The following is a 24,748-nucleotide window of genomic DNA, read 5'->3' as shown; positions in this document are numbered from 1 at the left end:
CGGGCGCTGTGATGTTCGACGCGCCCGGTGGTGTTTTGATGGGCGTATGACCCTGTTCGTCGGGACGTCCGGCTGGCAGTACAAGGACTGGCGGGGGGTGCTGTACCCGGAGGGCTGCCCCACCCGGCTGTGGCTGGAGGAGTACGCGGCCGCGTTCGCCACCGTGGAGATCAACAACGCCTTCTACCGGCTGCCGGAGCGGGAGACCTTCGAGTCCTGGCGGGAGCGGGTGCCGCCGGGCTTCGTGGTGGCGGTCAAGGCGAGCCGCTATCTGACGCACATCAAACGGCTCAAGGACCCCGGGGAGCCGGTGCACCGGCTGATGTCGCGGGCCGCGGGCCTCGGCGACCGGCTCGGGCCGGTGCTGCTCCAGCTGCCGCCCACGCTGCACGCCGACCCGGGGCTGCTGGACGCCTGTCTCGCCTGCTTCCCGTCCGGCACCCGGGTCGCGGTCGAGCCGCGCCACGACTCGTGGTGGACGCCCGAGATCCGCCGGGTCCTCCAGCTGCGGGGCGCGGCCCTGTGCTGGGCCGACGCGTACGCCCGCCCGGTCACACCACTGTGGCGCACCACCGGCTGGGGCTACGTCCGCTTCCACGTGGGCCGCGCCCGGGCCTGGCCGCACTACGGCCGGCGGTCCCTGGAGACGTGGGTCGACCGGATCGCGACGGGCCGGCCGGACGGGCAGGACGTGTACGCGTACTTCAACAACGACCCGACGGGAGCGGCGGTCCAGGACGCGGTGGTCTTCGCGCGGGCCGCGCGGCGGGCGGGCCTGACGGTCACCCGCACACCGGACCGGATGTCCGTGCGGAGCCGGGTCTGAGGCCCCCGGGGGCGGCTCACCGCTCGTAGGCCGCCCGCAGCGCGTCGCGCGCGGCGGCGAGCGCCGCGTCCTCGTCCAGCCCCAGCCGCCGTACGCGCTCCGCGTAGGCCTGGGCGGCCGTCGCGGCCTCGCGCTCGGCGGCCGAGCCCGCGGCGGCCACGAACGTGCCGTTGCGCCCCCGGGTCTCGATCACCCCGTCCGCCTCCAGCGCCCGGTAGGCCTTGGCGACGGTGTTCGCGGCGAGCCCGAGCGACTCGGCCAGTCCGCGCACCGTCGGCAGCCGGTAGCCCACCGGCAGCGCCCCCGACCGCGCCTGCTCGGAGATCTGCGCCCGCACCTGCTCGTAGGGGGGCGCGCCGTCGTCGATGTGGATCTTCAAGGTCACCTGGTGATTGTCCCGCACCCCCGGGAGCCGACACGAGCCCGCACGAGCCGGGCGGACGGCCCCTGCCCGCGCGCCGCCGGTCGTCCGCCGGACGGAGGGACCCCGGAAGGCGGACCGCCGGAAGACCGGCCGCCGGAAAATGGGAGGCGCCCGGCGGACTCCGCGCCGTAGCGTGCGCCCCCATGACTGTGATCGTTCGTGACCTCCGCGCCGACACGCCAGGCGACCTGGAGGGCTTCGCCCGCGTACGGCACCTCGCGCTGCCGTACATACTGTCCACCCCGCAATCCCTCGCCCACGACCTCGCCCATATGCATCCCGACGCCCACTACCGTCCCCTCGTCGCCGTGGCGGACGGCGAGGTGATCGGCACGGCGCAGGTGCACCTGACCCGCGAGAGCACCGAGCCCGGCCAGGGGAATGTGAACGTGTACGTGCACCCGGAGCACACCCGTCGGGGCGCCGGCACCCTGCTGGTGCGGGCCGCCGAGGAGCACCTGGTGGCCCACGGGGCGGTCAGGCTGCACGCCTGGGTGCTGGACGAGCGGGGCAACCGCGCCTTCGCCGAGCGGCACGGCTACAAGAGCAGCCGCTCCGCCCACTTCCTCCGTCTGGACCTGGCGTGCGGCACGCTCCCGCCGCTCCAGGACCCGCCACCGGGCGTGGAACTGCGCCGGGGCTCGGACTTCGCCGACGACCCGCGCCCGCTGTTCGAGCTCGACGCGGAGACGACGGCCGACGAACCCAGCGACGTGGAGTTCGAGTTCACCGACTACGAGGCCTGGCTCGCGGAGACCTGGCGGCATCCGCTGTTCGACGCCGAGCTGACGTCGGTGGCGATGGTGGACGGCCGCCCCGCCGCGTTCTCGGCGGCCCGCACGGACGGCGCCACCCGGTACGGCACGGTCATGACGGGCACCGCCCGCGCCCGCCGCGGTCGGGGCCTGGCCAAGCTCGCCAAGAACGACTCGCTGCACCGCGCCCGGGCCGCCGGGTACACGGAGGCGTTCACGGGCAACGACACGGGCAACGGGCCGATGCTCGCGATCAACAGGTGGTTCGGGTACGAGGTGTGCGCGACGGAGGTGCGGTATGTCCGTGAGCTCGGCTGACGCCGCGGGAACGGCGGGGGCGCCGGTCACCGTGGTGCTCGTCAAGGCGGGCCGTACGAAGCTCAGCTACCCGGGCGAACTGCTGGCCGACGACGGCGCACGGATCGCCGTCCGGGCGCGCTGGGCGGGCGAGGGCGTACGGGACTTCGGCTTCGTGCGCTTCGAGCCCGGTGACGTGTTCACCGAGTACTACTGGCGCGACCTCCCCCACTGCCTCAACGGCGTGGGTGGTACCCCCAGTACTCGATCAAGGAGGTCCGCGACGGTGGGGGCCGACTCAAGGGCTGGTACTGCGACATCACCCGCCCGGCCGAGTTCTCGGGTGCGGAACTGGTCGCCGAGGACCTCGACCTGGACCTGTGGCGCTCCGCGGACGGCACGGAGGTACGGCGCCTGGACGAGGACGAGTTCGCCGAGAGCGGCCTCGCCGAGCGCGAGCCCGAAGCGGCCGTCCGCGCCGTGGCCGCGCTCGACGAGTTGGAGACGCTGGCCCGCGAGGGTGGCTTCACGGCCCTGCTGACCTGACGGTCCCGGCCTCACAGTCCGGCCTCACACGGTCGCCACCACCGCGTACCGCTCGTCGTCCACGGCCTTGCCCCACAGGCGCCCGTCCGGCGAGAGGCGCTCCACACGGGTGTGCTCCGTGAGAGGTGCGAGAAGAGTGAGGAGACGTTCCGTGGGTATGCCGACGGGGGTGACCGTGCCCCAGACGCCCTCGACCAGGATCAGCCGCCCGGAGGGTCGCAGCAGCTCCCGCCAGCGCCGTAGGGCGCCGGCGGGGTCCGGCAGTGCCCACAGCACATGGCGGACGAGGACGACGTCGAAGCGGCGCTCGCCCACCGGCGGGCTCGCCGCGTCGCCGACCAGGAACACCGCGTCCCGGCCCGCGAGCTTGGCGCGGGCCCGCTCCAGCATGTTCGGCGAGAGGTCCACGCCGGTCACCCGGTGTCCGCGCTCGGCGGCGAGGAGCGACAGACTGCCCGTGCCGCAACCGAGATCGAGGACCTCGCCCGGGGTCCCGGGCAGCCAGCCGTTCAGGCGCTCGGCCCAGGCGGCGCGCACCAGCGGGTCGCGCAGCCCGTGATCCGGCTCGTCGTCGAAGACGGCCGCCTGCGCGTCCCAGTCCACGGGCGCCGGGCTCGTCGGGTCCTGGTGGGTCGTGATCGGTTCGCTCATGCGGCCAAGGGTGACACCCGCCACTGACAGCCGAATCGTGACAGCCGCCACAGACAGACCCGCACCGATGAGGAACTCTCGCCCGCAAGGTCTACCTCCGTGAGAACACGGAACCCGGTAGGCGTCGAAGGAGGCAGCGATGCGCCGTACGACAGTGCAGAAGCCCCTGAGGAAGACGGACCCGCGCCGCCTGCGTGGCGAGGAGGCCGACGAGCGCCCGGGCGGACGACCGGAGGTCCGCAAGGACATCGCGCGGACGTGGTGGCCCGACGGATGACCTGCGGACCGGCCGACGGACCGGTCGACGGACCGGCCCAGGATCTTCTGGTTCTCCCCCATCATGGCGTTCGTGCAGAGCCTGACCTCCTTCAGCCCCAGCGCGCGAGCGCGGGTGTCCACGAAACGGAGCAGCCGCCGTCCCCCTTCCCGTGCCGTCTACGTCGGGGTGGACGGCGATGCCGGATGCGCTCGATGTAGGCCCGGTGGGCCGCGTCGATGACGGCCCGCAGGCCGGTACGTCGGCGGCGCCCGCCGCCCCGATCTCCTCGCCGGTCCGCTCGCTGCGCATGCCGGGCACGCCACCTACCTGAGCGCAGTCTCAGCACCGCCTTAACGCGAGCATAAGGATCTCCCTACGCCGCCCTCAGCAGCCGATCCGGCGGTTCTCCGGGGCTAGTTTCGGACCACCCCCACGGGATCCGTCCTCCCGTACCAGGACCGTCCGGACCGCCTCCGAGGAGTTCCCCATGCCCGCACGCCGCAAGGCCGTCGCCCTCGCCGCCCTCGGTCTGGCCCCGCTCGCGCTGACCGCCCTCGCCGCCGCGCCCGCCTCCGCGCACGGCTCCATGGGCGACCCGGTCAGCCGGGTCTCCCAGTGCTACGCCGAGGGCCCCGAGAGCCCGCGGTCGGCGGCGTGCCGGGCGGCGGTCGCGGCGGGTGGCACCCAGGCCCTGTACGACTGGAACGGGATACGGATCGGCGACGCGGACGGCCGGCACCGGGAGCTGATCCCGGACGGCAGGCTGTGCAGCGCGGGCAACGAGGAGTTCAAGGGCCTCGACCTGGCCCGCACGGACTGGCCCGCGACCGCGGTGCGCAGCGGCTCCTACCGGTTCAGGTACCGGGCGACCGCCCCGCACAAGGGCACCTTCACCGTCTACATCACCAGGCCCGGCTACGACCCCGCCAAGCCGCCGGCCTGGGCCGACCTGGACCTGGAGCATCCGGTGGCCAAGGTCACGGACCCGGTCGCCTCGGGCGGCTTCTACACGTTCTCCGGGACGCTGCCCGAGCGCACCGGGCGGCAGCTGCTGTACGCGGTCTGGCAGCGCTCGGACAGCCCGGAGGCGTTCTACTCCTGCTCCGACGTCGCGTTCGGCGGGAGCGGGGACGGCGGCGGGGCGGCGAGCGGTTCCTCGCCGGCACCGACGGCCTCCGCGCCGACCGAGCGGCAGATCGAGGACGGTGCCGGCAGGTCGACGGTCGAGCACCACGGCCACGGGGACGCCGACGCCCGTACCACCACGGACCCGGCGCCGGACTCGACGACGCACCGGGCGACGCACCCGTCGGCGCCCGCGTCCAGGGCCCCCGCGCCCGCGGGCGCCGCCCGGCCCGGGGCCGCCGCCGACGTACGGACGCGGCACGCCGGGCTCGCCGAGACCGGCGGCGACGGCGGCACCCCCTATGTGGCGATCGGCGGCGCGGCCGCCCTGGCGCTCGGCTCGGCGGCGCTGTTCGCCTCGGTCCGGCGGCGCGGCGCGCACGACGGCCGGCGGGGCCGCTGAGGCGGTCGGAGCAGACGCGGGGCCTGCCCGGCGGCTCAGGCCGGGCAGGCCCCGCGGGTGCGCGTAGGTCCCGCCGTCAGTCGAAGACGGACGCGCAGGTGGTGCGGGTGGCGTGCGGCGGGTCGAGGGCGTTGGCCACCTCGTGGAAGGCGACGCGGTCGAAGAGCCCGATCGCCAGGTGCTCGGACAGGTCGATCGGGCACAGGTCCTGCAAGAGGACGTTGCGGACGTCGGAGCCCGTGAGGTACTGGCTCCGCCAGGGGGTGGCCACCTCGTCGTACTTGGTGGCGATGACCGTGTAGTGCACTCCCGGCACGGTGTCGCCTCCCTGGTTGAGCCTGGTGAGGAAGTCGGAGCCGACGATCTGGTCGGCGAGGCCGGGGGTGGTGGCCTTGAGCAGGTCCTCGGCGCCGGGGAAGTACGGCAGCAGCTTGGTCAGGCCGCTGAGGGTGGTGCCGTGGTTGTCGGGCGCGAGGCCGACGAGGGCGTTCACCTTGGCGGCTCCGCCGAGGAACTTCAGGTAGTAGCGGGGCATCATCCCGCCCTGCGAGTGGCCGACGAGATCGGCCTTCGCGGCACCGGTGGCGGCGAGCACCTTGTCGACGAAGGCGGACAGCTGCCCGGCCGACGTGTCGATGGGGCCGAGGCCGTGGAAGAACGGCACTCCGGGCAACTGCCCGTAGTCGAGCGAGAAGACGCAGTACCCGCGGTGCTTCAGGTACGGCGCGAGGGACAGCCAGTTGTCGACGGAGTTGCCGAAGGTGCCGTGGACCAGGACGACGGGGCGGGGGTGGGCGGCGGACGGCCGGCAGGTGTAGTCGTTCCAGCCTCCCCCAAGCTCTCGGCTTCCCTCGAGCAGGGGGGACCCCCAGGTGGGCGCGTCGGAGGCGTGGGCGGTGGCGGCCGGGACGGTGGCTAGGGCGGCGGCCAGGACGAGGGCGGCCAGATGTCTCAGGGCGCGCTTGACGGGCAGCATCGTGTGATCTCCTTGCGGGTCAAGGGAGGTGCGACGGCACTGCGCCCTGTGATCCGGATCACGAGGATGCTGTTCACTCGTCAAGTTACGGACGAGTAGTCCAGGTGTGAAGTTACGCGTCAGTAAAAACTTCCAGTGATAACCGGCGGGGACCGACGAGTGTGAGGTAGTGCGGCTGGCGAACCATCACCAAGCGGGCTGAAACAGGCATTCGGCTGCGATCCGTGCCGGCCGTTCCCCCGGTGCGGGCACTTCCCCCGGCACATGCGCCTCCCTGGCGCAGGCAGCCCCTCGACCCACGCGCCCACGACGCCGGCCCGGTCTCCGCCTCCGCGCACGCATGCGCGCCCGCTCCTGACCGTGCCGACACGACCAGCCGCCCCCGCGTGCGCCCGGGACACGACCGCCCCGCGCTCCCCCACGCCTGCGGCATGCGACCGTCGGCCGGGCACCCCGGCCGCCCGGTCACGCGGCCAGGGTGCCCGGAATCACGGCCCTGGGGCCGAACCTGGCTCGCGCGCGGTCCGCGACCTCCTCGATGCGGCGGACCTTCTCGTCGACCGGGTCGAAGGTGAGCTGGTAGGACGCCTGTTCGGCGGAGTCCAGCCCCTCGGCGCGCAGGGCGAGGGCACGGACCCGGGCGCGCTGGAGGCCGAGGGCCTCGTACATGCCGTACGCGGCCCTGGTCAGCGCCGTGGTGTGAGCCGTGGGTTCCGGCAACGTGCGGCTGCGGACGGTGGCCGACCGGTCGGCGTAGCGCACGGTGAGGGTCAGGGTGCGGCAGACCTTGTCGAGGGCGCGCAGCCGGGCGCCCAGTTCCTCGGTGGCCGACAGCAGCGCCCTGCGGTGACGGTCGGGGTCCAGCTCGTCGCGCTCGAAGGGGCGTTCGGTGGCCAGGGAGCGGGAGACGGCGTTGGGAACGACCCGGCCGCGGTCGACGCCGTTCGCCTTCTCGTGCAGTTCACGGCCGGTCTTCGCGCCGACCAGGCGCTGCAGCGTGGACAGGGGCGCGGCGGCGACCCGGTCCAGGGTGTCCAGGCCGTACTCGCCCAGGGTGCGGGCCGTCGCGGTACCGACTCCGGGCAGCGCGGTGACGGGCCTGCCGGCGAGGAAATCGACGACGCCGTCCTCGGGCACCGCGCACGTCACCCCGGGCCGGGCGTCGTACAGGGCCATGCGGGCCAGCATCGGGCCCGGCCCCGCGCCGATCAGGCAGTCGACGCCGTACCGGGCGAGCGCGCGGACCCGGAGCACCGAGGCCAGCTCGACCGCGTCGCGCCCGAAGTACCGCTCGGCGCCCCGCAGATCGGCCAGCGCGCCGTCGGGCGGCAGCGCCTCGATCACCGGGGTGAACTCCTCCAGCAGCCCGAGCAGCCCCGGCAGGGCCGCCTCGTGCATCGTGGGCAGCTGGAAACGTACGCAGAGGATGGTCATCCCGCGCTCCCTGGAGACTGGTGCCACAACTTCCTTCCGCTCGCGGGCCCTTCGCCCGCCGGGCGCAGATCCGCCCATGGGTGCATCTCGTAGCCGGTGGACATGCGGATCCGGCGGTCGCCGGCCCGGGCGGCCTCCATCGGGTCCTGGGCCGCGGAGCCCGCGGGCGCGGGCCGGCCGTCCGAACCGGCGAGCCGGGCCCGCCGCGCACCGGCGCCGTCGCCGTCCTGAGCGCCCTCCGGCGGCCCGCCGGGCCGGGCCAGCCGGGCCGCCACCTCCTCCAGGCCGCCCTCGGCGCGCAGTTCGGCCAGTTCGGCGAGGTTCCAGGCGGCGGCTCCCACCACGCTGAGGCTGCGCGGGCCGCGCCGCTGCACCACACCGCGCACCAGCAGCAGCCAGGAGTGGAAGACGGTGTGCGCGCAGGCGTCGTGGGAGTCGTCGAAGAAGGCCAGGTCGACCAGGCCGGTGCCGTCGTCCAGCGTGGTGAAGATGACCCGCCTGCCGGACCGGATCGGCGGGGTCTGGGTGGCCGCCTTGGCGCCCGCGACCAGCACCGTCTCGCCGTGCCGGGCCTCGCGCAGCCGGCGCGCGGAGACCACGCCCAGCTCGTCGAGGAACGCCCGGTGGTCGTCCATCAGGTTCCGTGAGGTGTCCATGGACAGTACGCCCAGTTCGGCGCTGAGCCGCTCGGCGTCGGACAGGTCGGGGAGCCCGGCCGCGGCCGTCTTCCGGCCGCCGGTCAGGGGCAGTTGGCCGCCGCCCCCGCCCCGGGCGCCCCGGTGCAGCTCGGTCAGGTGCAGTTGCAGGTCGCGGCGGTTGGCGCCGAACGCGTCCAGCGCACCCACCTGAGCCAGCCGGCCGGCGATCGGGCGGCTCGGCCGGGCCCGCTCCCAGAAGTCCAGCAGCGAGGCGTACGGCTGCCCGTCCGCGATCCGCGCCGCCCCGGCCTCGCTGATGCCGTGCACGTCGGAGAGCGCCAGCCGGAGTCCCCAGACACCGGACGGACCGGACGGAGCACCGGAGGAGCCGGACGAACCGGGTGAACCGGACCTCGACTCAGACACCAGTTCGATACGGTGTGCGACTCCCGACCTGTTCACGTCCAACGGCAGGATCGGCACCCCGCGCCGCCGCGCGTCCGCCAGCAGCAGCCGCTTGGGGTACATCCCGGGGTCGTGCGTGAGCAGCCCGGCGTAGAAGGCGGCCGGGTGATGGGCCTTCAGCCACGCCGACTGGTACGTCGGCACGGCGAAGGCCACCGCGTGCGCCTTGCAGAAGCCGTACGACCCGAAGGCCTCGACGATCTCCCAGGTCCGCCGAATCGTTTCCGCGTCGTACCCGCGCGCCGCCGCCTGCTGGGCGAACCACACCTTGATCCGCCCCTGCGACTCCGGGTCGGACAGCCCGCGCCGCACCCGGTCCGCCTCGTCGCGCCCGCATCCGGTCATGATGTGCACGATGTGGATGATCTGCTCGTGGAAGACGACCACCCCGTACGTCTCCTTCAGCGCCTTCTCCAGGTCCGGGTGCGGGTAGCGCACCGGCGCCCGCCCGTGCCGGGCCTCGATGAACGGCCGCACCATGTCGGCGGCGACCGGACCGGGCCGGAAGAGGGAGATGTCGACGACCAGGTCGTGGAAGGTCGCCGGCTGGAGGCGGCCCACCAGGTCCCGCTGGCCCGGCGACTCGATCTGGAAGCAGCCGAGGGTCTCGGTGGAGCGGATGAGCCCGTACGTCGCCGGGTCGCCCTCCGGCACGGAGTCCAGGTCGACCCGCTCCCCCGTGGTCCGCTCCACCTCCGCGACCGCGTGCGCCATCGCCGACTGCATCCGCACGCCCAGCACGTCCAGTTTGAGCAGTCCGAGGTCCTCCACGTCGTCCTTGTCGAACTGGGACATGGGGAAGCCCTCACCGCTGGTGGGCATGACCGGGGTACGCGCGAGCAGGGAGGCGTCGGACAGGAGCACTCCGCAGGGGTGCATGGCGACCCCGCGCGGCAGGGCGTCCAGGGCCTCGACCAGCTCCCACAGCCTGCCGTACCGCTCCTTCTCCCCCGCGAGCGCCTTCAGCTCGGGCAGCTCCTGAAGGGCCGCACGGGCGTCGCGGGCGCGGATGTGCGGGAAGGACTTGGCGATGCGGTCGATCTCGGCGGGGTCCATGGACAGGGCGGCGCCCACGTCCCGGACGGCGTGGCGGACGCGGTACGTCTCCGGCATGGCGACCGTCGCGACCCGCTCGGTGCCGAACCGGTCGATGATCGCGCGGTAGACCTCGAGCCGGCGCGCGGACTCCACGTCGATGTCGATGTCGGGCAGGACGAACCGCCGCCTGGACAGGAAGCGCTCCATCAGCAGCCCGTGCTCGACCGGGTCGGCGTGGGCGATGCCGAGGAGGTGGTTGACGAGGGAGCCCGCGCCGGAGCCGCGGGCGGCGACCCGGATGCCCATCCTCCGCACGTCGTCCACGACCTGGGCGACGGTGAGGAAGTAGGAGGCGAAGCCGTGGTACGCGATGACGTCCAGTTCGTCGTGCATCCGCTCCCAGTAGTCGCGCCGGCCGGCGTAGCCGCGCAGCACCATGCCGGCCGCCGCCCGGGAGGCGAGCGTGCGCTGGGCGGTGCGGCGGGCGGCGCCGACGAGGTGCGGCTCGGGGAAGTGGACGGTGCCCAGGCCGAGGTCGTCCTCCGGGTCGACCAGGCACTCGGCGGCCGTGGCCCGGGTCTGCTCCAGCAGGCGGTGGGCGGCCTCCCGCCGGAAGCCCGCGGCCTCGACGATCCGCTCGGCCGCGTGCAGCATGACGGCCGGGTCCTTCAGCCAGGCCTCGCCGGAGTCCAGCTCCTTGGTGGGGTCGATGGGGACCAGGCGGCGGGCGGCGTCCAGGACGTCGGCGACCGGCCCCTGGCCGGGGTCGGCGTAGCGGACGGCGTTGCTCAGCACGGGCCGGATCCGCTGCTCGGCGGCGAAGCCGACGGTGCGGGCGGCCAGCCGCAGCGAGCCGGGTCCCGTGCCCGCGCGGCCGTGCCAGACGGCCTCCAGGCGCAGCGCGTCGCCGTAGGTCTCGCGCCAGGGGACGAGGAGCGCCGCGGCCCGGTCGGGGCGGCCCGCGGCCAGTGCCCGGCCCACGTCGGAGTCGGGGCCGAGCAGCACGGTCAGTCCGTCGGCGTGGTTGTCGGGCCAGGACAGCAGGGGGGTGTCGGGCGCCGTGTGGGCGGCGGTGACCAGGCGGCACAGATCGGCCCAGCCGCGGGCGCCGTCCCGGGCGAGGAAGGTGGCACGGGGGGTCGACTCGTCGATGAAGGCGCCGCCGCGCACGGGGGTGCGGCGCCGCTCGCCCCTTTCCCCTCGGGCCGCTCCTTCCCGCCGTCGCGGCCCGTCCACCGCCAGTTCCGCGCCGAACAGCGGGCGGACGCCCGCCGCCGCGCAGGCCTTGGCGAAGCGGACCGTGCCCGCGACGGTGTCCCGGTCGGTGAGGGCGAGGGCGTCCATGCCCCGCTCGGCGGCACGCTCGGCCAGCCGTTCCGGGTGCGAGGCGCCGTAGCGCACGGAGAACCCGGAGACGGTGTGCAGATGCGTGAAACCCGGCACACGCACCTCCCGCACTCGTGAGCCGTCGGCGGCTCTCGAACATCAGTTCCCAACTCTCACCCCCACCATAAACCAATTCCCGAACATCTGTGCGACATCCGTTCGAGCGTGTCCCACCTGCGCAAACGCATGCGCCGGCCGGCCGCGCGGTCGTGCGGCGGCCCCACGCGGCACGGCCCCGCCCCCTCACGCGCGAGGGCGGGGCCGTGCCGGAGCAGGCGGAGCGATCAGCCGATCCGGGTGCCGGTGGCCGAGAGCGCCTCGGTGACCGGCTGGAAGAAGGTCTCGCCGCCGGAGGCACAGTCGCCGCTGCCGCCGGAGGTGAGGCCGATCGCGGTGTCGCCGTCGAACAGCGAACCGCCGCTGTCACCGGGCTCGGCGCACACATCGGTCTGGATCAGGCCGCTGACCGTGCCCTCGGAGTAGTTCACGGTGGCGTTCAGACCGGTGACCGTGCCGGTGTGCACATGGGTCGTCGAGCCGCTGCGGGTGACCTTCTCGCCGACGGCGGCCTCGCCCGCCCTGGTGATCGTCTGCGTGGAGCCGTCGTAGAGGTCGACGGCGCTCGGGTGGTCGACGTTCGCGGTGTACTCGACCAGGCCGAAGTCGTCGCCCGGGAAGCTGGACCGCTCGTTGCTGCCGATCACCGTGCCACTGGAGTCCGACCAGGTGGAGATGGCCTCGGTGCAGTGGCCGGCGGTGAGGAAGTACGGCCGGCCGTCCTTGACCACGTTGAACCCGAGCGAACAGCGGCCGCCCGAGCCGGTGATGGCGTCCCCGCCCGCGACGAAGGGCTTGAACTCCCCTTTGGAACGCTTGAGTTCGGCCTTGCCGCCGAGGCCGTCGACGACCTTGGAGAGCGTGGCCCACTCGGACGCCGAGACCGTCCGGTCGGCGGTGACCACGACCTTGTTCGTGACCGGGTCGGTCGCCCAGGAGGTGCCGGGGACGGACGCGTCCTTCGTCAGCGTCGTCCGGGCCGCGTCCAACTCGGCGAGGGTGTTCTCGACGACTCTGGCCCTGGCCCCCGCCCGCTGGACCGTCCTGGCCGCGGTCCGGTCGAGCACGTTGACCACGAGGGTCCTCGACTTGGCGTCGTAGTACGTCCCGGCCGCGTCGCCGCCGAGGTCCTTCAGCAGCGTCGAGGCGAGACTTCCGGCCGCCGAGGCCGAGAGGGTACGAGCCTCGGAGGTCTTCGCGGACTCGCTGGCGTTCGCACTCTGGAAGGTGAGCCCCGCGGCGACGAGTGCGGCAATACCCGCACCCGCCACGGCGATTCGGCGCCTGGGTATGCGTCGGTGCTTCAACTGACGTCCTCCTGTGGGGGGATCGGCCACGCGAGGTTGTGGGGACCTCACGGACCGGAAGGCGGTTGAACGGCGCCTACTATTCCGAGGCTCACAGGGGGCACACAAGGTCGAGTTCTGGACGCGTATACGTCAACCGGCGTACGTCCCTCGCCGCTTGACCGTCCGAGGTCACACCGCCTCGTTCGCGCTGCAAACGTTACGCGCGAGTAACCAACGGGCGTTTCCGCGCGGTTCGGCCCTGTCCTGATCCCGCCCCTGCGCAGCCCCGTCCGGACCGGCCCTTCACCCCCTCCGCACAACGGGAAGCCCCCGTACGCCTGTCGCGTACGGGGGCTCCACCTGCTGCCGGCTGCGGGTACGGTCCGGGCCGTGCGCACGGCCCGGGGGTCGGGACGTCAGTAGACGTGGACCCCGTAGGCGCTCAGCGCCTCGGTGACCGGCTGGAAGAAGGTCGTGCCGCCGGAGCTGCAGTTGCCGCTGCCGCCGGAGGTCAGACCGTAGGCGACGCCGCTGCTGGAGTACAGCGGACCGCCGGAGTCGCCGGGCTCGGCACAGACGGTGGTCTGGATGAGGCCGTAGACGATGTCGCCGCCACCGTAGTTGACCGTCGCGTTGAGGGCGGTGACCCGGCCGCTGTGGATGCCGGTGGTGGAGCCGCGGCGGTAGACGGTGGTACCGACGGACGGCGTGGCCGCGCTCCTGATGTCCACGCTGCCCACGGTGCCGGACTTGGTCACCGAGCCGTTGGTGTAGCGCACGATGCCGTAGTCGTTGCCAGGGAAGGAGGAGCCCGCGGTGGTGCCGAGCGTGGTGGAGTGCGACGAGTTCGACCACCAGGTGCCCGCCCCGTCGGTGCAGTGACCGGCGGTCAGGAAGTAGTAGTTGCCGCTGTTGTCCTGGACGTTGAAGCCCAGTGAGCAGCGCCAGCTACTCGCATAGATGGCGTCGCCGCCGGAGGTCAGCTTGTTGAACCGGCCCGGTGTGCGCTTGATGGTCAGGGCACCGGAGCTGGTCCCCGCCTGCTGTCTGATCCGGTCGATCTGCGCCTGGGAGACCCGGCTGTCGACGGTGACGACCACCCGGTTCGACTTGCTGTCGACCGCCCAGGCGGTGCCCGGCACGTCGGCCTTGAGCACCGAGTCGCTCGCCTTGGTGAGCTGGGCGGCGCTGAAGGTGTCGGTGTCGGACGCGTTCGCGCTGGGGACCGCGAACGCGGCAGCGGCCACGAGCCCGGAGGCGATGGCGATCAGCCGGGTCCGTCTCGCGATACCGCTGCGGGGGGCAGTGCGCTTGATCCTCACTTTTCGTTCCTCCACAAAGGAAGTCGGGGGCCCGCGTGGGGTCGGGGCCCGGTGAGGCGCAGCCAGGGCACGGACATCCGGATTCACGGACACGTTGTGACCCTGACAAGCGCTGAGGGGGAGTATTCGGCCGAACGACCGGTCGGCGCAAGGGTGCCTTTCGGCCGCGCGCCTCTGTGCGATTCGAGTGAACCGTGCGCGATCGGGGGTATTTGACAGCCGGTCAGCCGAACGCGGTGCGCTCCCCCGCGGCTGTCGCGAGGTCCAGAGTGCGCCCGGGCGTCCGCAACCGGTCCGATGCCGGCGCCGAGCCGTACCTGACCGGCCAAGAACCCTCCGCTCACGGTCGGTCCGTCCTCCGCCGGCAAAGAGCACGACCGCGTCGCCGTCGGGCGCCCGGATCACGGGTCTGTCCGGAAGTCGACCGTCCGGACAGTCCTCGAACCATAACGTTCCGGTACGTGGGTCTGCGCCCGGCACACCGGGAGCACGCACCGGATGCCGCAGAGCCCGCCCTTCGGGCGGACGACGCGAGTTCGACGACAGGATCTAGCAGTCGCAACCGCAGTCGCAGCCGTCGCAGCAGTTCCCGCAGCAGTCACAGGAGCCACAGCAGTCTGGGCAGTCGTCGCAGGGGTCGCAGTCGCAGCTGCTGCACCAGCCCTCACGCCGCTGCCGCGACCACGGCCCCTCGAACTCGTCTGCGCAGCACATCCGGCAGGTGCAGCACAGTCCGACGGCGACCGCGCAGCCGGTGAGGAAGCCCCGCTTGCCGGGCCGCGGGGGTTCGGGGCCGAAGGGGTTGCCGCCGCCGGGGTGCGGGTGGTTCGGGTCGTACGGGGTGTGCGGTGCCCGGGGGTCCTGGGGTGCGTACGGGCCCTGAGGTGGTCCGAAGGCGCCGCGCGCGGCGCCGGCCTCGGTGGCCCGGGGCCCGTGCCCGCACGTCTCGGTTCCGAAGGCGCGGTCCACGGAGCGCGCGAGTTCGTGGACGAGCAGCAGATGGGCGAGCCGGCCGTCCGTGAACTCCACGTCGCGCAGGGCGAGCCGGATGCCGTGCACCGCGTCATCGGCGAGCCGGCGGGCCTCGGTGAGCGAGGTGCCGGTCGCGGTGAGCGGGTTCCAGGCCCCGCGGGCGGCGTCGGCCTCGCGGTCCTCCACCGCGTCCAGGAGGTGGGCGAGCCGTCCGAACAGGCGCCCGACCTCGGCGAGCGGTTCGGCGTTGCCCGGCCGGCCGGCGAGGACCGCGGTGTGGGCGAAGGCGGCGGCGGTCGCGGTCTCGGTCGGCTCGGTGACGGTGAGGAGCGGGGTGCCGGGCCCGGCCAGCGTCTCGATGCCGACCTGCCGGTCCACCGCGTCGACCAGGACGGCGGTGTCGAAGCCGACGTCGGCTCCGGTGCGGGCGCCGGCCCGTCCCCAGCTGTCGGCGACCTTGCGCGCGGCGAGCGCCACCGGCCGGCGGGCCAGCAGCCCGTCGCCGTCGGCGACATGGTCGCGCACCTTGGCGGAGGCGAGTACCAGGGAGACGGCCGCCGCGAGGCGTGCGCCCTCGCCCTGCGCCACGGACGCGGTACGCATGCCGCGCAACGGGCACGGTCCGGCCGTACGCCGCCCCGCCCCGCGCCCGCCGCCCTTGCCGTCCGGTACGGCGAGCGCCTGAGCCTCCGTCAGGACGGATATGAGAAGGCCGTCGTAGTTCGTCACGACCCGGGCGAACTGGCCATGATCGCCGCGCAGCGCGAGGCACAGCCCGCACAAGTGGGCCATCCACTGGGTGGCGAGACGGTCACCGAGCCGGTGACGGCAGGGCCTGACGATTCCGAACACGACGATCCCCCGTGGTGTGGACGACGCTGAGCGGCCGCATCGTATAGGCCGCTTCGTTCACCCGTACGCACTGTCCCTCACCCGTGTGCCGGGGACAATCATATTTCGCCCTCAGTCAGCAGCCGTGTAGGCCATCACCCTTGGGGCACAAGGCTCTCGACGGATCCGCTGTGCACCAGTACCGTCACAAACCCCCCGCGCGGCGTCTATCCACTTGGCGCGCCGTCCGCATCATGGATGACCATAGGGACGCGGAAAGCATGAAAGACCGCTGTGAGAGGAGGCGTCCATGGGATCGGTACGCAAGGCGAGTGCGTGGCTCGGCCTCGTCGACGACAACGAAGACGAGCGTTACTACGACGACGACTACTCCGAGGGCACCGAGTCCGGGGACGCCTGGGTCACCGACCCCCGGGTGAGGGTGGCCACGGACACGGCCGAGGAGAAGGGCCGCCGGATCGGCACCGTGACCCCGGACAGCTTCCGGGACGCGCGCGCGATCGGCGAGCTGTTCCGGGACGGCGTGCCCGTCATCATGAACCTGACGGCGATGGAGCCGGCCGACGCCAAGCGCGTGGTCGACTTCGCGGCCGGGCTGATCTTCGGCCTGCGCGGCTCCATCGACCGCGTGTCCACCCGGGTGTTCCTGCTCTCGCCCGCCGACACCGAGATCGTCAGCGGGGACCCGGGGGCGCACCGCTCGGACGGCTTCTTCAACCAGAGCTGAGGCAGGGCCGCACGCCGGCCCTGCCCTGCCCGGGCCTCACCGAAGGCTCCGGGGCTCACCGGAAGGCGTCGAGACCGGTGAGCGCCTTGCCCAGCACGAGCTGGTGCATCTCGACGGTGCCCTCGTAGGTGAGCACCGACTCCAGGTTGGTCGCGTGCCGCATCACGGGGTACTCGAGGGAGATCCCGTTGGCGCCGAGGATCGTCCGCGCCGTGCGGCAGATCTCGATCGCCTCCCGTACGTTATTGAGCTTGCCGAAGCTGACCTGCTCGGGACGCAGGCGGCCGGCGTCCATGCGCCGCCCCAGATGATGGGCGAGCAGGATCCCCTTGTGCAGTTCGACCGCCATGTCGGCGAGCTTGGCCTGGGTGAGCTGGAAACCGCCGATGGGCCTGCCGAACTGTTCGCGCGACCTCGCGTAGTCCACGGCGGCCTCGAAGCAGGAGCGGGCCGCGCCCATGGCTCCCCAGACGATGCCGTAGCGGGCGTGGGACAGACAGCTGAGCGGTCCGCGCAACCCGGTGACCTCCGGCAGTACGGCGTCGGCGGGCAGCCGTACGTCGTCGAGCACGAGCTCGCTGGTCACGCTGGCCCGCAGGGACCACTTGTGCTTGATCTCGGGCGCGGAGAAGCCGGGGGTGTCCGTCGGCACGACGAAGCCGCGGATGCCGTCCTCGGTCTGCGCCCAGACGACCGCCACTTCGGCCACGGACCCGTTGGTGATCCACATCTTGCGTCCGTTCAGCACCCAGTCTCCCCCACTCTCGCCTCCGCTCGAGCGGGAGGTGCCCCCAGCGTCGCGCTTGGCGTGGGTGCGCATGGAGGCGGGGTCGGAGCCGTGGTCGGGTTCGGTGAGGCCGAAGCAGCCGATCGCCTCGCCGGCGGCCATGCGTGGCAGCCAGTGCCGCTTCTGCTCCTCGGAGCCGAAGCGGTGGATGGCGTACATGGCGAGGGAGCCCTGCACGGAGACCAGGGAGCGGATGCCGGAGTCGGCGGCCTCCAGCTCCAGACAGGCGAGCCCGTACTGCACGGCGGTGGCCCCCGCGCACCCGTACCCGCTCAGCGACATCCCGAGCGCCCCGATGCTTCCGAGCTCGCGGGCCAGTTCCCGGACCACCGGCAGCTCGCCCCTCTCGTACCACTCGGCGACATGGGGCAGCACGCGGTCGGCCGCCCAGTCGCGCACGGTGGCGCGGACGGCCAGGTCCTCCGGGTCCAGCAGATCGTCGATCCCGAGCGGGTCGGTGGGGTCGAAGGGGGGCGGCGACGACTTCGGGGACGGGGACATGTGGGCACCCTCCGGGACGGCGACTGAAAACTAGCAGCGCTAGTTACGTGGCTCTGGCCCGACGGTACGACGCGGCGGTCGCCGCGTCCAGCCCGACGGTGATCATGTCGGCTGCGTCAGTGATCACATCCGTCCCGTCGAGGCTCACACGGACACGCTCGAGCGGGCGACCTCCCGCTGGGCGGGCAGCTCCACCGCCGCCTCGTCCGCCTCGCCGCACTGCATCGCCCGCGGCAGGCGCAGCGCCGCCACCGCGCCCAGCAGCAACAACGCCGCGCTCACCACCAGCGTCACATGCAGCCCGTGCACGAAGGAGTCCCGGGCCGCGCGCCGCAGGGAATCCCCCGCCGGACCGCCCAGCCGCCCGGCGACCTCGTAGGCCTCCCCCAGCGAGTGCGACGCCGCTTCCGACGCCTGCGCCGGAACCCCCGGCACATGCGCGAGTCCGGGGGCGTAGGCGCCGTTCATCACCGTGCCCAGCAGGGCGATGCCGATGCCGGCGCCCAGTTGGTAGGACGTCTCGCCGATCGCCGCCGCCCCGCCGGCCCGTTCGGCCGGCGCCTCGCTCAGCATCGACTCGTACGCCCCGAACAGGGTCGTCTCCAGGCCGAAGCCCAGCAGCACGAAGCCGGCCAGCAGCAAACCGGCGTCGTCCCGGCCGCCCATCGCGGTCAGCACCACCACCGCGGCGGCCGTCAGACAGAACCCGGCGCACACCATCCGCCGCGGCCCGAACCGCCGCAGGATGCGTGCCCCCAGCAGCCCGGCCGCCATCGCGGCGAACGTCAGCGGCAGCAGCCGCAGTCCCGTCTTCAGCGGAGAGAGCCCCAGCACCAGCTGCAGATACTGCGCCGCGATCAGCTCCAGGCCGACCAGCGCCAGCATCGCCAGCACGATGCAGCCCACCGCCGTGCTGAACGCCGGCCGCGCGAACATCCCCAGGTCCACCAGCGGATGCGTGCGGCGCCGCTGCCGCCGCACGAACCCCACCAGCAGCGCCACGCCCACCACCAGCGGCCCCAGGGTGAGCACGCTCAGCATCGGCTCCTCGCCGCCCAGCCGCTTCACCCCCAGCACCGTCCCGAACAGCCCGGCCGCCGCCATCAGCGCGCCGACCACGTCCCAGGGGCCGTCCCGCTCGCCCGTCGACTCGGGCAGCAGCAGCCGGCCCACCGGCAGGCTCACCAGCATCAGGGGGATGTTGACGAGAAAGACCGAACCCCACCAGAAGTGCTCCAGCAGGAAGCCGCCGAGCAGCGGCCCGACCGCCGCGCCCACCGCCGCGACCGCGCTCCAGACGCCGATCGCCAGCGCCCGCTCCCGGCGGTCGGGAAAAACCTGCCGCAGGATCGACAGCGTGGCGGGCATGATCATGGCCCCGCCGACCCCGAGCAGCGCCCGGGCGAAGATCAGCGTCTGGGGGTTGGGCGAGAAGGCCGCCACCGCGGAGGCGACGCCGAAGAGGCCGTAGCCCAGCAACAGGATCCGTCTGCGGCCCACCCGGTCGCCCAGCGTGCCGAACAGGATCAGCAGCGAGGCGCAGACGAGGGGGTAGGTGTCGACGATCCAGAGCAGCTCGATGGCGCCGGGCCTGAGGTCCTCGGTGACGGCGGGCACCGCCACGTGCAGGACGGTGGCGTCCACCGCGACCAGCAGCAGGCTGACACAGAGCACGACCAGGACGACCCAGCGGTTGGCACCGGCCCCGGCCGCCCGACGGCGCAGCCGAGCGGCGGCCGCGGTCGTCCCGGACATGTACGTACCTCCCAGATGAACCCTCGCCGTCGGCGGGCCCTCGGGGTGGGGACTCCCCGCGGCCCGGCCGGAGCGGAGCGGTGGTCTCCGGCCTGCGCGACGATGTGCGAGTGACTCGTCAGCGTACGCCAGTCCGATCCGGTGCCGAGTGGCCCACCTCTCAGACTTCTCGCCAACCCGTGTGGCGTACGCCACTGTCCTCCCGTCCGGCAAGGCCCGCCGCGCGACGGGTCGCGGGCCCGGCAGGCCGGCCCGCGGGGTGCCCGGTCGATAATCGAGTCCGTGACCGATCTTGCAACGCGTGCGGCGGTGGCCCGCCCCACGGCCCTGCGCCGGGCCGCCCCGGCGCTCCTCGGCTACGCGGCCGTCCGCGCCCTGAGCCTGGTGGCTCTGGCCGTCTGGAGCGCGGCGCGCGACAAGAGCGCGTACACCCTGCTGACCGCCCGCTGGGACTCCCTCTGGTACGCGAGGGTCGCCGGGGGCGGCTACGGCTACGAGGTGCGACTGCCCAACGGGGACGTCCACTCCGACCTGGCCTTCTTCCCGCTGCTGCCGTGGCTGGAGCGGCTGCTCGCCTCGGTGGGGCCGCTGTCGTACGCGGACGCGGGCTTCGCCGTGAGCCTGCTCGCCTCGCTCGCCGCGGCCTGGGGGATCTTCGCGGTGGTCGACCATGTGTACGGCCGAACGGAAGGGCGTGCCGAGCACGGCCTCGGCAGGGTGGTGCCGGGAGACGGGCGGGCCGGCCTCTGCGCGGTGCTGCTGTGGGCCGTGCTGCCGGTCGGGATCGTGCAGTCGATGGCGTACAGCGAGTCGCTGTTCACGGCGCTCGCCGCCTGGTCGCTGTACTGCGTGCTGACCGGGCGCTGGGTGGTGGCGGGTGGTCTGGCGCTGACGGCGGGGCTGACCCGGCCGGTGGGGCTCGCCGTCGTGGCCGCGGTGTGGGTGGCGGCGGTCACCACGTTCGTGCACGACCGAGGCACGTTCGTGCACGACCGAGGCACGTGCGCGCGCGGGCGGAGCGCGGCGCCGGCGAACGGCGCCCGGCAGGCGGCACACGCCTCCGCCGTCCCCGGCCACGCTCCCTCCCGCCTCCTCCTCGGCATGCTGCTCGCGCCGCTCGGCGCCGCCGGTTACGTCCTGTGGGTGGGCCACCGCACCGGCGGGGGCGTGCTCGGCTACCTCGATGTGCAGGCCGGCTGGCGCAACGGCTTCGACGGCGGATACGCCTTCGCGCGCTTCGTCGCCGACAAGTTCACCTCCTTTCCCTCGGCCCTGGCGGGGCTGGGGCTGATCGCCGGGGTGGCCGCGGTGATCTGGCTGTACGTCATCGGCGTACGGCAGGGACAGCCGCTGCCGCTCCTGGTGTACTCGGGCGTCGTCACCGCGCTCGCGCTGTGTGCGTCGAGCTACTTCGGGTCCAAGCCGCGCCTGCTGCTGCCCGCCTTCCCGCTGCTGCTGCCCCTGGCCCTCGCGCTCGCCCGGGCGCGCGCCCCACGGTCGGCGCTGGTGCTCGGCACGGTCGCGGTGGCCTCGGCGCTCTACGGGGCGTTCTGGCTGAACGGCTCCGGCCCCCCGTGACCGCCGCGGTCGCCCACCGATCGGCGCTCGTCCGATGAGCAGACGGGTCATCAGATCCGAGCTTCCGGTTAACGAATTCATAAGCGGGATATAAGCAAGTTCCGGAATCATCGAAGGTAATGCGCTCCGGAAGGGCCCCGGATTGCGTAATCCACGGAAATAAAGGCCCGTTGAGAGCAATCCCACATCACATCGTCATCACAACCCCCGTGATTCGTCGGGGAACTGAGCTGACCCACGGTAACGTCGATTAGGTGCGTACCGAAGGAACCGTCACCCGCCTGGACCGGGTGTTCGCCAGGCTGGACCGTGAGCCGCAACGGCCGGCGCACATCGACATGCCGAGAATGAGCCGGCACCGGGTCGTTCTCTTCTCGGCGACCCTGGCCTTCTACCTGGCGATCGTCTGGGCCGTGGTGACCACCTCCTGGCTGGTCCGCCTGGACTGGCAGGTCATGTTCTTCCGGCCGTACCAGCAGTGGCCGCAGATCCACGCGTTCCTCGACTACTACGTGGTGCTTGGCCAGCGCGGCCCCACCGCCGTGATGGTCGCCGCCTGGCTGGGCTGGCGCTCCTGGCGGCAGCACACCCTGCGTCCGCTGCTCACCCTCGCCGCCTCCCTGCTGCTGCTGAACCTCACGGTCGGCGCCGCGAAGCTCGGCATGGGACGCCTCGGACCGCACTACGCCACCGTCATCGGCTCCAACGAGATGGGCATGGGCGGCGATATATTCCCCAGCGGCCACACCGCCAACGCCGTGGTGACCTGGGGCATCCTGGCCTATCTGGCCTCCACCCCGAGAGCGCGCCGCTGGCTGTCCGCCCTGTCCGCGGTGACCGCGCTCGGCGTCGGCCTCACCACCGTCTACCTGGGCACGCACTGGCTCAGCGACGTACTCCTCGGCTGGGCCGCCGGTCTGCTGATCATGCTGGCGCTGCCGTGGTTCGAGCCCCTGATGGCCAGGGTCGAGACGGCCCTGTTCGACCTGCGCGACCGCTGGCGCGCCCGCCGTGGCCAGCGCGCCCCGGTGCCCGTACCGGCCCATCCCGTGGGGTCCCCGGCGCTGCTCAAGCCGCGTGCCACCGCCGCGGACGAGGGCGCCGCGGCCCGCGAGCCGATCGCCGCGAGCCGCTCGGCCTCACGGAACGCGGTGCACCTCGCCCCAAGCCGTCCGCACCTGACCCGTTCGGAGCGCACACCGGTCACCCCGGCCGGCAGTCGCCGCCCGCCGCACCTCGAGCGCGTCCCCCGCGGCACGACCTCGGCGGCCCGCCCCTGACGGCACGCGACGGCGCCCGGCCGCCGCGTCAGCCCTTCCAGGCGCGGGCCACCCGGCCGTCCGCCACCTCGAAGTTCAGCCGCCCGAACCGGTACTCCATGGTGATGATCGCGCCCGGCGGCAGGGACCTGACCGTCGACCAGCCGCGTTCCCTCGCGCGTTGCTCGGCCCGTGCGGCCTCGAGGCCGACGTACGTCTCCGGATTGTCCTGCGGCTCCGCGGGCGGAGTGGGAGTCGGTGCCATACGGCCATGCTAAGGGCTGTCCTACCTTGAAGACGTGGGTCTGGTCTGGTCATTCGTAAGATCGGAGGACCTCGAGGGCTCCGGGTATGGCTGTAAAGGCTGAGCCGCGGGATGGCTTACGGGACTTGGCCGCCCGGAGCCCCGCCACGACTCGACCGCTGATTGGGAGACGCGACTCGATCGCTGCTGTAGGACAACGCCGGCGAGGTCGTCTGCGGGATCGATGTACGACGAGCTGGCGGAGGGGAATGTGGCCGAGGTCTGGGCCGGGGTGGACATCAGGAAGACTCATCACCACGCCGTGGTGATCAATATGGAGGGCGAGAGGCTGCTGTCGCGCCGTGTCCGGAACGACGAGACCGAGTTGCTCGCACTGCTCGGCGACGTGCTGGCGATACGCGGCGACGTGCTGTGGACGGTCGACCTCAACCATGGCCGTGCCGCCCTGCTGATCGGCCTGCTCACCGCCCGCGGTCAGTCTGTCGCCTACCTCACCGGCCTGGCAGTGCACCGGGCCTCGCACCTACCGGGGTGAGGAAAAACCGACGCGAAGGACGCCTTCGTCATTGCCGACCAGGCCCGTATGCGCCGGGACCTGGGGCTGCTCAGGCCGAGGGACGAGATCGCCGTCGACTTGCGCACCCTGACCACGCGGCGCCTGGACCTCGTCTTCGACCGTACCCGCCAGATCAACCGCCTCAGGGCTCAACTGAGCTGACCCCGGTTTCGTGGGTCTGATGTGTCCCGGCTTGCATGGAGTCGAGTTGCTGGATTCTAGGCGATCGAGGGGGTTTTCCTCAGTTCGAACTCGACGGGTGTGAGCATGCCGAGTGCTGAGTGCCGGCGTTGCCGGTTGTGGAAGATCTCGAGGTATTCGAAGATCGCGTTGGCCAGTTCCAGGCGGGTGCGCCATCGGCGGCGGTTGAGCAGCTCGGTTTGCATCCGACCCCAGAACGATTCGATCATGGCGTTGTCGTAGCAGTCGCCGATCGTGCCCATCGAAGGGACCAGGCCAGAGACCCGGGCCCGTTCGGTGAAGGCCCAGGACGTGAACTGAACTCCGTGGTCGGAGTGGGCCAGGACGAGGACGCCGTCGATGTCCACGATCACTTGCCCGTCCGCGTCCGGCGCCGCAGCCCCGGCCAATCGCCAGACGCGTTCGCGCACTTCGGCGCGGGCGGTGCGCAGCGCGGCCAGGACCCGCTGGCCGCCCGACGCCAGCTTGCTGATCAGCCGGGAGACCGTGGGGTCGGAGGCCACCGGCCCGAACACGGCCGACTCGGCCCGCAACATGCCCACATCGGCCAGGCAGTCCCCGCCGAGTGCCACCGCGAGCGCGACATCCAGCAGGATCTTGCCCGGATCGTGCACCGCCCGCGGCTTGCGCCACGGCTCAAGCGCCGCCGATATCGCCGCATCCAGACCGGACTTGCGGACCGTCTCGACCAGCAGCACCGGACCGGCCTGCGAAATCACCCCGCGACCGCCGCCCTCAACGCGGACACACGGATAGGACCCGATACGCTTCTTCACCTGGAAAGTGCCTCCGACGGTGGCGGGAACAAGGACCTCAGCAATCCTCATTCTCGCTGGTCAGAGGCACTTTCTGCTTTCTTGATCACCAGCTGGACAGCCCACCTCGTGAAAGCGCGAGGCCAAGGGCCCGGGGCCCGTTCTGCGACCAGGCTCTGCGCCACCGCTGAACCGACCGGACGCTGACCCGCAGGTCGTGAGCGATGACCGCGTTCTCGTCGCCCTGCCTGGACCGCTCGGCTTCTCGCGGAAGACCTGCCGTTCGTCGGTCAGTCCGCCCCCTTGCGCATACCTCATGTGGTCGGCATACCGCAGCGATCATGAGGCGTCAGCCCCTACGACGCCACGCTTTGAAGGTCAGTAGGCGGCAGTGATGGTGTGGTTCATGCGGAAGAGGTGGTACGGGTCGTATTTCTGCTTGATGGAGACGAGCCGGTCATAGCGCTGGTTCCCGTAGACGGCTCGCAGCTCCTGCGGGGTTATGCTCCGCGCAGGAAGAAGGTTGACCTGCATCTCCTGCTGCGTCCAGGGTGTTAGCCTCGATCTTGCATGACGGTCCGCCGACGGAGTCGGTGGACTGTTTCGCTTTCTGTGGCTGATGGTGGGCATGCTGGCGGCCCGGGTGTCG

General features: G+C 72.5%; 20 protein-coding genes and 3 pseudogenes. 9 read left to right on the top strand and 14 right to left on the bottom strand.

Going from position 1 to position 24,748, the window contains the following annotated elements; all coding sequences use genetic code 11:
• Positions 1-46: 46 nt before the first annotated feature.
• Positions 47-826 carry a DUF72 domain-containing protein gene (locus ACWDUZ_RS25220; RefSeq protein WP_451634076.1) on the top strand — a complete coding sequence of 260 codons (780 nt, stop codon included), beginning with the start codon at positions 47-49 and terminating at the stop codon, positions 824-826.
• 16 nt (positions 827-842) lie between these two features.
• Here the strand turns inward: ACWDUZ_RS25220 and ACWDUZ_RS25215 are convergent, their stop codons facing one another.
• On the bottom strand, positions 843-1,211 hold the full coding sequence (locus ACWDUZ_RS25215; protein ID WP_451634075.1) for a GntR family transcriptional regulator: 369 nt from the start codon (positions 1,209-1,211) through the stop codon (positions 843-845).
• Positions 1,212-1,393: 182 nt separating this feature from the next.
• Between ACWDUZ_RS25215 and ACWDUZ_RS25210 the strand changes: the two genes are divergently transcribed.
• On the top strand, positions 1,394-2,323 hold the full coding sequence (locus ACWDUZ_RS25210) for a GNAT family N-acetyltransferase (RefSeq protein ID WP_451634074.1): 930 nt from the start codon (positions 1,394-1,396) through the stop codon (positions 2,321-2,323).
• Positions 2,304-2,848, top strand: a pseudogene (locus ACWDUZ_RS25205) (DUF402 domain-containing protein). The gene ACWDUZ_RS25210 and the pseudogene ACWDUZ_RS25205 overlap by 20 nt, the downstream one beginning before the upstream one ends.
• 24 nt (positions 2,849-2,872) lie before the next feature.
• On the opposite strand, the gene ACWDUZ_RS25200 reads toward ACWDUZ_RS25205, so the two are convergent.
• Positions 2,873-3,499: a class I SAM-dependent methyltransferase gene (locus tag ACWDUZ_RS25200; RefSeq protein ID WP_451634073.1), complete on the bottom strand. Its 627-nt coding sequence runs from the start codon at positions 3,497-3,499 to the stop codon at positions 2,873-2,875.
• 139 nt (positions 3,500-3,638) lie between these two features.
• Here ACWDUZ_RS25200 and ACWDUZ_RS25195 point away from each other — a divergent pair, with 139 nt between their 5' ends.
• Both ACWDUZ_RS25195 and ACWDUZ_RS25190 read left to right on the top strand, forming a co-directional pair.
• A complete protein-coding gene (locus ACWDUZ_RS25195) occupies positions 3,639-3,776 on the top strand; it encodes a hypothetical protein (RefSeq protein WP_358870447.1) in 138 nt (45 codons plus the stop codon).
• Between the two features lie 469 nt (positions 3,777-4,245).
• On the top strand, positions 4,246-5,286 hold the full coding sequence (locus ACWDUZ_RS25190) for a lytic polysaccharide monooxygenase auxiliary activity family 9 protein (RefSeq protein ID WP_451634072.1): 1,041 nt from the start codon (positions 4,246-4,248) through the stop codon (positions 5,284-5,286).
• A 76-nt stretch (positions 5,287-5,362) separates the two neighbouring features.
• Here the strand turns inward: ACWDUZ_RS25190 and ACWDUZ_RS25185 are convergent, their stop codons facing one another.
• The 6 genes from ACWDUZ_RS25185 to ACWDUZ_RS25160 all read right to left on the bottom strand — a co-directional run bounded on the left by ACWDUZ_RS25185 (position 5,363) and on the right by ACWDUZ_RS25160 (position 15,715).
• The gene (locus ACWDUZ_RS25185; RefSeq protein WP_451634071.1) at positions 5,363-6,262 is read right to left on the bottom strand and encodes an esterase/lipase family protein; all 900 of its coding nucleotides are present in this window, start codon (positions 6,260-6,262) and stop codon (positions 5,363-5,365) included.
• A 465-nt stretch (positions 6,263-6,727) separates the two neighbouring features.
• Positions 6,728-7,696 (bottom strand): DNA polymerase Y family protein, encoded by a 969-nt coding sequence (locus ACWDUZ_RS25180; protein WP_451634070.1) that lies wholly within the window; start codon positions 7,694-7,696, stop codon positions 6,728-6,730.
• Positions 7,693-11,280: a DNA polymerase III subunit alpha gene (locus ACWDUZ_RS25175; protein WP_451634069.1), complete on the bottom strand. Its 3,588-nt coding sequence runs from the start codon at positions 11,278-11,280 to the stop codon at positions 7,693-7,695. The genes ACWDUZ_RS25180 and ACWDUZ_RS25175 overlap by 4 nt, the downstream gene beginning before the upstream one ends.
• A gap of 227 nt (positions 11,281-11,507) precedes the next feature.
• The gene (locus ACWDUZ_RS25170) at positions 11,508-12,587 is read right to left on the bottom strand and encodes a S1 family peptidase (RefSeq protein ID WP_451634068.1); all 1,080 of its coding nucleotides are present in this window, start codon (positions 12,585-12,587) and stop codon (positions 11,508-11,510) included.
• A 398-nt stretch (positions 12,588-12,985) separates the two neighbouring features.
• Positions 12,986-13,891 (bottom strand): S1 family peptidase, encoded by a 906-nt coding sequence (locus tag ACWDUZ_RS25165; RefSeq protein WP_451634067.1) that lies wholly within the window; start codon positions 13,889-13,891, stop codon positions 12,986-12,988.
• Positions 13,892-14,440: 549 nt separating this feature from the next.
• The gene (locus ACWDUZ_RS25160; RefSeq protein ID WP_451634066.1) at positions 14,441-15,715 is read right to left on the bottom strand and encodes a DUF5685 family protein; all 1,275 of its coding nucleotides are present in this window, start codon (positions 15,713-15,715) and stop codon (positions 14,441-14,443) included.
• A 289-nt stretch (positions 15,716-16,004) separates the two neighbouring features.
• Here ACWDUZ_RS25160 and ACWDUZ_RS25155 point away from each other — a divergent pair, with 289 nt between their 5' ends.
• Positions 16,005-16,442, top strand: a complete 438-nt coding sequence (locus tag ACWDUZ_RS25155; protein WP_451634065.1) for a cell division protein SepF — start codon at positions 16,005-16,007, stop codon at positions 16,440-16,442.
• Between the two features lie 55 nt (positions 16,443-16,497).
• Here ACWDUZ_RS25155 and ACWDUZ_RS25150 read toward each other — a convergent pair whose 3' ends face one another.
• Both ACWDUZ_RS25150 and ACWDUZ_RS25145 read right to left on the bottom strand, forming a co-directional pair.
• The gene (locus ACWDUZ_RS25150; RefSeq protein WP_451634064.1) at positions 16,498-17,730 is read right to left on the bottom strand and encodes an acyl-CoA dehydrogenase family protein; all 1,233 of its coding nucleotides are present in this window, start codon (positions 17,728-17,730) and stop codon (positions 16,498-16,500) included.
• Between the two features lie 144 nt (positions 17,731-17,874).
• A complete protein-coding gene (locus tag ACWDUZ_RS25145) occupies positions 17,875-19,485 on the bottom strand; it encodes an MFS transporter (protein ID WP_451634063.1) in 1,611 nt (536 codons plus the stop codon).
• Between the two features lie 282 nt (positions 19,486-19,767).
• Between ACWDUZ_RS25145 and ACWDUZ_RS25140 the strand changes: the two genes are divergently transcribed.
• Both ACWDUZ_RS25140 and ACWDUZ_RS25135 read left to right on the top strand, forming a co-directional pair.
• Positions 19,768-21,063, top strand: a complete 1,296-nt coding sequence (locus ACWDUZ_RS25140) for a hypothetical protein (protein ID WP_451634062.1) — start codon at positions 19,768-19,770, stop codon at positions 21,061-21,063.
• 254 nt (positions 21,064-21,317) lie between these two features.
• A complete protein-coding gene (locus ACWDUZ_RS25135) occupies positions 21,318-22,343 on the top strand; it encodes a phosphatase PAP2 family protein (RefSeq protein WP_451634061.1) in 1,026 nt (341 codons plus the stop codon).
• Between the two features lie 28 nt (positions 22,344-22,371).
• Here ACWDUZ_RS25135 and ACWDUZ_RS25130 read toward each other — a convergent pair whose 3' ends face one another.
• Entirely contained in the window at positions 22,372-22,587 is a 216-nt protein-coding gene (locus ACWDUZ_RS25130; protein WP_451634060.1) for an I78 family peptidase inhibitor, read from the bottom strand.
• A gap of 223 nt (positions 22,588-22,810) precedes the next feature.
• Between ACWDUZ_RS25130 and ACWDUZ_RS25125 the strand changes: the two are divergent.
• Positions 22,811-23,305 (top strand): annotated as a pseudogene (locus ACWDUZ_RS25125) (IS110 family transposase).
• Between the two features lie 56 nt (positions 23,306-23,361).
• Here the strand turns inward: ACWDUZ_RS25125 and ACWDUZ_RS25120 are convergent.
• From ACWDUZ_RS25120 to ACWDUZ_RS25110, 3 genes and pseudogenes are all read right to left on the bottom strand, one after another.
• Entirely contained in the window at positions 23,362-24,120 is a 759-nt protein-coding gene (locus tag ACWDUZ_RS25120; RefSeq protein WP_451634059.1) for a transposase, read from the bottom strand.
• 124 nt (positions 24,121-24,244) lie between these two features.
• Positions 24,245-24,417, bottom strand: a pseudogene (locus tag ACWDUZ_RS25115) (helix-turn-helix domain-containing protein); the annotation flags it as partial.
• A 60-nt stretch (positions 24,418-24,477) separates the two neighbouring features.
• A partial coding sequence (locus tag ACWDUZ_RS25110; protein ID WP_451634058.1) for a BBE domain-containing protein occupies positions 24,478-24,748 on the bottom strand: 271 nt, incomplete at its 5' end.

This window comes from Streptomyces sp. NPDC003393, from assembly GCF_053589015.1.
The sequence above is the reverse complement of the archived record's forward strand: the minus strand, read 5'-3'. Positions and strand labels throughout refer to the sequence as shown.

Coding starts and splice junctions, on each gene's coding strand:
- ACWDUZ_RS25220 (WP_451634076.1), top strand. CDS start 47: ATGACCCTGTTCGTCGGGACGTCCGGCTGGCAGTACAAGGACTGGCGG.
- ACWDUZ_RS25210 (WP_451634074.1), top strand. CDS start 1,394: ATGACTGTGATCGTTCGTGACCTCCGCGCCGACACGCCAGGCGACCTG.
- ACWDUZ_RS25200 (WP_451634073.1), bottom strand. CDS start 3,499: ATGAGCGAACCGATCACGACCCACCAGGACCCGACGAGCCCGGCGCCC.
- ACWDUZ_RS25195 (WP_358870447.1), top strand. CDS start 3,639: ATGCGCCGTACGACAGTGCAGAAGCCCCTGAGGAAGACGGACCCGCGC.
- ACWDUZ_RS25190 (WP_451634072.1), top strand. CDS start 4,246: ATGCCCGCACGCCGCAAGGCCGTCGCCCTCGCCGCCCTCGGTCTGGCC.
- ACWDUZ_RS25185 (WP_451634071.1), bottom strand. CDS start 6,262: ATGCTGCCCGTCAAGCGCGCCCTGAGACATCTGGCCGCCCTCGTCCTG.
- ACWDUZ_RS25180 (WP_451634070.1), bottom strand. CDS start 7,696: ATGACCATCCTCTGCGTACGTTTCCAGCTGCCCACGATGCACGAGGCG.
- ACWDUZ_RS25155 (WP_451634065.1), top strand. CDS start 16,005: ATGGGATCGGTACGCAAGGCGAGTGCGTGGCTCGGCCTCGTCGACGAC.
- ACWDUZ_RS25150 (WP_451634064.1), bottom strand. CDS start 17,730: ATGTCCCCGTCCCCGAAGTCGTCGCCGCCCCCCTTCGACCCCACCGAC.
- ACWDUZ_RS25145 (WP_451634063.1), bottom strand. CDS start 19,485: ATGTCCGGGACGACCGCGGCCGCCGCTCGGCTGCGCCGTCGGGCGGCC.
- ACWDUZ_RS25130 (WP_451634060.1), bottom strand. CDS start 22,587: ATGGCACCGACTCCCACTCCGCCCGCGGAGCCGCAGGACAATCCGGAG.